The organism is Lysinibacillus sp. FW301-JW8 (assembly GCF_058788755.1).
The window spans coordinates 34582-40871 of the sequence record NZ_JBYTBB010000051.1; the positions used below are offsets into that span (position 1 = coordinate 34582).

The window sequence follows — 6290 nt, forward strand, 5'->3', positions numbered from 1 at the left end:
TGAATAAAATTCAAAAATCAACGCTATTTTTCGTGTTGACTTTCGTAATTTTCAGACATATAATAGCCTAAAGTTCTTAATGCGAATAAAAAGTTCATAATGTGAACAATTAATGGTGTAGAGGTCATTAATTGTTGTAGAGGGAGCCATTCAAACTATGCGAATAGAAACTGATTTCTTGGGGACTGTTGAAATTCCTGATGAGGCTTTATATGGTGTTCAATCTGTTCGAACAAAAGAAAATCTATCTTTTTCAAAAAACATACTAAAAGATTATCCAGATTATATTCAATCCTTAGCGATGGTAAAAAAGGCTGCTGCTTTAGCAAACTATGAAGCCAAGGTAATCTCATTATCAATTAAAGAAAAAATTATTTTAGCGTGTAATGCTTTGATTGATGGGAAGTATACTGAGCATTTTATTGTTGATGTATACCATGGTGGGGGCGGTATTGGCATTAATATGAACATAAATGAGGTAGTAGCCAATCTATCTAATGAAGTGAATGGTGCCTATGCTCCTGTCCATCCGATCGAACATGTAAACGCTTCACAATCAACAGCAGATGCCTGCCATACTGCTATACGTTTAGCGTTAATGAGTGGCTACAAGTGTTTAGATGAAGAGATACAGAATTTATCGCAAATTTTAAACAGTAAAACAATACAATTTATGCCCATTACAACTATTTCACGAACATGCTTGCAGGATGCTTCACGTATTCAGCTTGGACAAAAGTTTAGCGGCTTTGAGGCAGTTATTAAAAGAAGGCATCAAAAATTACAAGTATCCATAAACGAGCTGCTGACGATTAATCTTGGAGGAACTGTTATAGGTAAAGGTGATGGTGCTAGTGAGAACTATAAACAAACTGTTATTAAAAAATTACAGGAAGTTACACAATTACCGATAAGGCGCAGAGAGAATTTATTTGATGCTGCTCAAAATATAGATGATTTAGCTGAGGTTTCTAAACAATTAAGTTTGTTTGCTACGGCATTAATGAAAATTGCTAAAGACCTTCGATTGTTATCTTCGGGACCAGAAGCAGGTTTTGCTGAAATATCATTGCCAGCTATACAGGCAGGGTCATCTTTTTTCCCTGGAAAAATAAATCCCGTAATGCCTGAAACAATAATTCAATGCTGCAGTGAAATCATTGGCATTGAGCGAGTAGTTCAGACAGCATTTGAGCATGGAGAATTGGACTTAAATGTATTTGAAAATTTTGCGGGTGTGCATATATTAGATGGCTTTTATATGCTTTCCAATTGCTTAAAAAGCTTCACAAATCTTTGTCTTGTGGGGATTCAAGCCAATGAGCAAAGATGTCTAGAACTATCTAATACGCGTATACCGAAAATTTGCGATTTAAAAGACAAAGTAGGATACAGCGAGGCTACAAAATTACTGAAACAACAATTTTTAGAGAAATAGGAGGATTAAAAATTATGAGTCAGAAAATTTTTGATGGTATTGAACAGCCAAAGCTTGAGTGGGCTCACAATTGGTTATCAACAATAAAAAGAAGTTATATCAATGGACAGTGGATAGATAGTAGTAGTCATACAATCGATTCTATTAATCCTGCAAATGGGAAGGTTATTGGCAATTTCTATTGTGCTGCTAAGGAGAATGTAGATTCAGCAGTTCAAGCAGCGAGAGAGGCACTTCATAATCCTGAATGGAAAAGTATGAGCAGAAAGCAACGCGGCAGAGTATTACGTAAAATTAGTGAACTTATTGCTGAGCATCACGCAGAGTTAGCAACCTTAGAGACACTTGATAATGGCAAATTATATACAGAGGCCTACAATGATGATGTGCAAGAGGCACACGATTTATTTGAATATTATGCTGGATGGACTGACAAATTCTATGGTGAAAATAATCCAGTGGAAGGCGATTTTTTAAGTGTAACAACGCGTGACCCAATTGGAGTTTGCGGTCAAATCGTACCATTTAATTTTCCGATTCAAATGGCAGTTTTAAAAATGGCACCCGCCCTAGCTATGGGGAATACCGTTATTTTAAAGCCTGCTGATAAAACTTCTTTCTCTGCTATACGACTGTTTGAAATTATTGATGAAGCAAAGCTATTACCAAAGGGTGTTATTAACTTAATTTTGGGAGACGGTCAAGTAGGATCCTATATTAGCCAGCATATGGATATTGATAAGCTATCATTTACTGGTAGTACTATAATAGGTAAACAATTATTGCGTGATTCCGCTGATAGCAACTTGAAACCAGTCACTTTAGAATTGGGTGGTAAATCACCAAACATAATCTTTGAGGACGTAACAAATTTAGAGGGCGCAATTGAACGTTCTTTCTATGGTTTGTTTACACATAAAGGTGAAAAGTGCTCTTCACCAACACGATTATTTGTTCAGAATGCTATTTATAATACAGTTGTCGAGAAGATTGCTGACTATGCCAAAAATTATCAATGTGGTGATCCGTTTGATCCAAACAGCAAGCAGGGTGCCCAAATATCAAAAGAGCATATGGAATCAATTTTAAGCTATATCGAAAGCGGTAAAGAGCAGGGGGCAAGAATTGTTGCTGGTGGTGAGCGTGATCTAACTGGTACAAATGCGGAAGGCTATTTTGTACAGCCAACCATTTTTGCTGATGTAGATAACAAGATGAAAATTGCACAGGAAGAAATTTTTGGTCCAGTACTTTGCATCATACCGTTTGATACGGAAGAAAATGTTATTCAAATGGCGAACGATACGATCTATGGCTTAGCTGCCGGTCTATGGACAGGTGATACATCACGTGCCCACCGTGTAGCCAATCAATTAGATGCAGGTATGGTATTTGTAAATAAATATGGCTGTTATGATTTTGCTAGTCCATTTGGAGGCGTTAAGCAAAGTGGTTGGGGCAAAGAATACGCCATCCATTCTTTATCTGCTTTTACTAAAACAAGAGCAATTTGGTTTGCATATTAATTTGATATTATAAGGGGAAATCATTATGAAAATGAAAGCTGCTGTTATGACAGAAATAAATAAACCATTAGCAATTTTAGAAGTGGACCTTGCGGAGCCAAAGCACAATGAAGTATTAGTAAAAATAGCGGCTACAGGTGTATGCCATAGTGATTTAAATGCATTAGGTGATGCAACAACACCAACACCAACTATTCTAGGTCATGAGGGCGCAGGCATTGTGGAGGCTATTGGTTCAAGTGTAACGAATGTGAAAGTCGGCGATAAGGTGGCGTTGAGCTGGGTTCCTTACTGTGGTACTTGTGAATTCTGTGTAACAGGAAAGGTCCATCTTTGTGAATCTGCGTTTGGACCAATGTTTGATGGTACTTTACTGGATGGTACTACTCGATTAAGCATGAACAATGAGAAGGTGTACCATAATTCATTGCTTTCAACATTTGCTGAATATGCAGTTGTGCCAGAGATGTCTTGTATTAAAATACCAGATGAAATGCCACTTGCCCAAGCATCACTTATTGGCTGTGGTGTAGCTACTGGCTATGGTGCTGCAGTCAATGCGGCGGGTGTAAAACCAGGCTCCACAGTAGCGATTTTCGGAATTGGTGGGGTTGGTGTAAATGCAATACAAGGAGCTGCCATAGCGGGGGCAGCTAAAATAATTGCCTGTGATGTAAAAGATGCCAATCTTGAAATTGCTAAGGAATTTGGCGCAACGCACACTATTAACACAAAAGATCAAGATGTTGAAGCAATTGTTAAGGAAATTACAAACGGTGTGGGTGTCCATTATGCAATTGACTGTTCAGGTCATACGATTGCTACTGAAAATGCGTGGAAAATAACACGTAAAGGTGGAACAGTGGTTGTAGTGGGTGCCTTTAATCCAGAGCAGAAATTAAATTTACCTGCGGGTGGATTCCATCGGGTTGGAAAGGTACTAAAAGGCAGCTTCTATGGAGATACACAGCCATTCCGTGATTTCCCAATGATTGCACAATTATATTTAGATGGGAAATTTAAGCTTGACGAGCTAGTTTTAGAGCGTATTAAGCTAGAAAATATTAATAAAGCATTTGATTCCTTCCATGATTGTAGCTGTGTTAATGTTGGTCGAGCTGTCATTGAATTTTAAGGCAATTCATAATAGAAGAAAAGGGATTAAAGGATGCGTATAGAAAAAGATTTCTTAGGTGAAATGCAGATTAGTTCCGATGTATATTATGGTATTCAAACAATGCGCTCCCTAGAGAATTTTCCTATCTCAGGGAGATCCATTGAAAATTATCCCTACCTCATAAAGTCTATGGCTTATATAAAAAAAGCAGCAGCACTTTCAAATCATCATGTTGAAGCACTTGATAGCCATATCAAAGCTGCCATTGTAGAGGCGACAGATGAAATTTTAGTAGGAAAATTTGAAAACCAATTTCCTGTTGATATTTATCAGGGGGGCGGGGGTCTTTCAACAAATATGAATGTTAATGAGGTCATTGCCAATCGTGCGAATGAAATTATTACTGGTGAAAAAGGCTATACATGTGTACATCCCAATGAGCATGTGAATATGTCTCAGTCTACAAATGATGTATTGCCAAGTGCTATGAAAATGGCTTGCTATCTTTATATGGAGGACTTGATTAAACACTTAGAGCAGCTTGAGAAGACGCTAGACAGTAAAGTCAATGAGTTGCAATCAAGCATTAAATTATCTAGAACTTGCTTGCAGGACGCTCTCCCCATGACTTTTGGTCAGCAATTTAATGCTTATTTATCATTTATTACAAGACAGAAGAAAGAATTACAAAAGGTTCAACAAGACTGTCTAAAACTAGTGATTGGTGCTACCGCTATAGGTACAAGCTTAGGTGCAGCAAAAGGCTATATCGAAGCAATGTATCAATATTTACCTAAAGTTTCCGGAATGCCAGTGACCAAAATAGAAGATTATTTTGATGGCTTACAACATGCAGATAGTTATATAAAAATTTCCGGCTGCTTAAAGGGATTGTGTAGTGGGTTATCTAAAATGGCTGGTGATTTTAGACTACTTGCCTCAGGACCTAGAGCAGGCATAGCTGAAATTACTATTCCATCTGTACAGCCAGGTTCATCCATTATGCCTGGGAAAATCAATCCGTGTATTCCGGAGATGATGATGCAGGTTTGTTTTGATATATATGGGATGGATCAGACGATTACAATCGCTGTTGATCGAGGCGAGCTAGAGCTGAATATATGGGAATCTATTATTATGAAAAATTTATTTGATGCATTTTCACTTTTAATAGCAAGCATTCCTATTTTTAATCATAAATGTGTACAGGGCATTCAAATAAATGAGGCAATAAATCAGATGCGCGCTGAAAGTTCCTATTCAATTTCTGTTGTCATCTCTAAATTATTTGGCTATGAAATGGCAAACAAAGTAGTAACTGAAGCTTTTAAAACAGACGCTACCATTAAAGAAATTGTTATTAAGAACGGTTTGCTTAGTAAGGAAGACGCTGAAGAATTACTAAATCCGATGAATTTAGTCCATGTAGATGTTTAAAATAAAAAGAATAGGGAATTGCTAAATAAACTATAGGCTTGTTTATTAATAGAATGCAACTACTTAAATAAACATATAATTTATAGTGTATATCCATTACTTTTTGAAAGGTCTCTTACAAATGCAAAGTATAGTTCTGATTTTAATACTTCAATTGGTTTATGTACCTTTTTTAACGTTACGAACAATATTTTTGGTAAAAAATATAACGTTTCTTGCTGCTTTATTCGGTATGATGGAGATGTTAGTGTATGTATTTGGCCTTTCCCTTGTTTTTAGTGGAAAACAAAGTATGTTAGCCATGGTCGTTTATGCTATTGGTTTTGGTTTAGGCATTTTTTTAGGTGCAAAAATCGAACGAAAATTAGCGATAGGCTACGTTTATTCGACTATCAATACTCAGAATAAAAACGAAGAGCTCATAAATTATCTGCGTAATGAAGGCTTTGCTGTGACCATCTATGTTGGTGAAGGACGAGATAGTAATCGCTATAAATATGAAATATTAACAAAGAGAAATCGTGAGACGGAACTTTTTCAAATCGTGGAGCAATTTGAACCAAATGCGTTTATTATTTCTTATGAGCCTAAGTCTTTCAAAGGTGGATTTTTGCTGAATCGAATGAAGGTAAAGCAAAAATAATGCGATTTACTACAAACATAGACCTCTGTTTTTTGGCAGAGGTCTATGTTTGTAGTGTTGAAAAATTAAATAGTCAAGGGACTCTTTGTGAATATTTAGTCAAAATGAAGGTGATTTCCGTTCCAGGCT

General features: G+C 36.7%; 5 protein-coding genes. All 5 read left to right on the forward strand.

The genetic code is table 11. The annotated features are described in order from the left end of the window. Nucleotides 1-157 precede the first annotated feature (157 nt). The 5 genes from AC3WOM_RS18770 to AC3WOM_RS18790 all read left to right on the forward strand — a co-directional run bounded on the left by AC3WOM_RS18770 (nt 158) and on the right by AC3WOM_RS18790 (nt 6161). Nucleotides 158-1438 (forward strand): lyase family protein, encoded by a 1281-nt coding sequence (locus AC3WOM_RS18770; protein ID WP_492447926.1) that lies wholly within the window; start codon nt 158-160, stop codon nt 1436-1438. A gap of 14 nt (nt 1439-1452) precedes the next feature. After that, the gene (locus AC3WOM_RS18775; protein ID WP_492447927.1) at nt 1453-2964 is read left to right on the forward strand and encodes an aldehyde dehydrogenase family protein; all 1512 of its coding nucleotides are present in this window, start codon (nt 1453-1455) and stop codon (nt 2962-2964) included. 25 nt (nt 2965-2989) lie between these two features. Continuing rightward, nucleotides 2990-4099, forward strand: coding sequence for a Zn-dependent alcohol dehydrogenase (locus AC3WOM_RS18780; RefSeq protein ID WP_427549051.1), 1110 nt, complete (start codon nt 2990-2992; stop codon nt 4097-4099). 33 nt (nt 4100-4132) lie between these two features. Next, entirely contained in the window at nt 4133-5518 is a 1386-nt protein-coding gene (locus AC3WOM_RS18785) for an aspartate ammonia-lyase (protein WP_492447928.1), read from the forward strand. 121 nt (nt 5519-5639) lie between these two features. Then, nucleotides 5640-6161: a DUF2179 domain-containing protein gene (locus AC3WOM_RS18790; RefSeq protein ID WP_427549047.1), complete on the forward strand. Its 522-nt coding sequence runs from the start codon at nt 5640-5642 to the stop codon at nt 6159-6161. Nucleotides 6162-6290 lie beyond the last annotated feature (129 nt).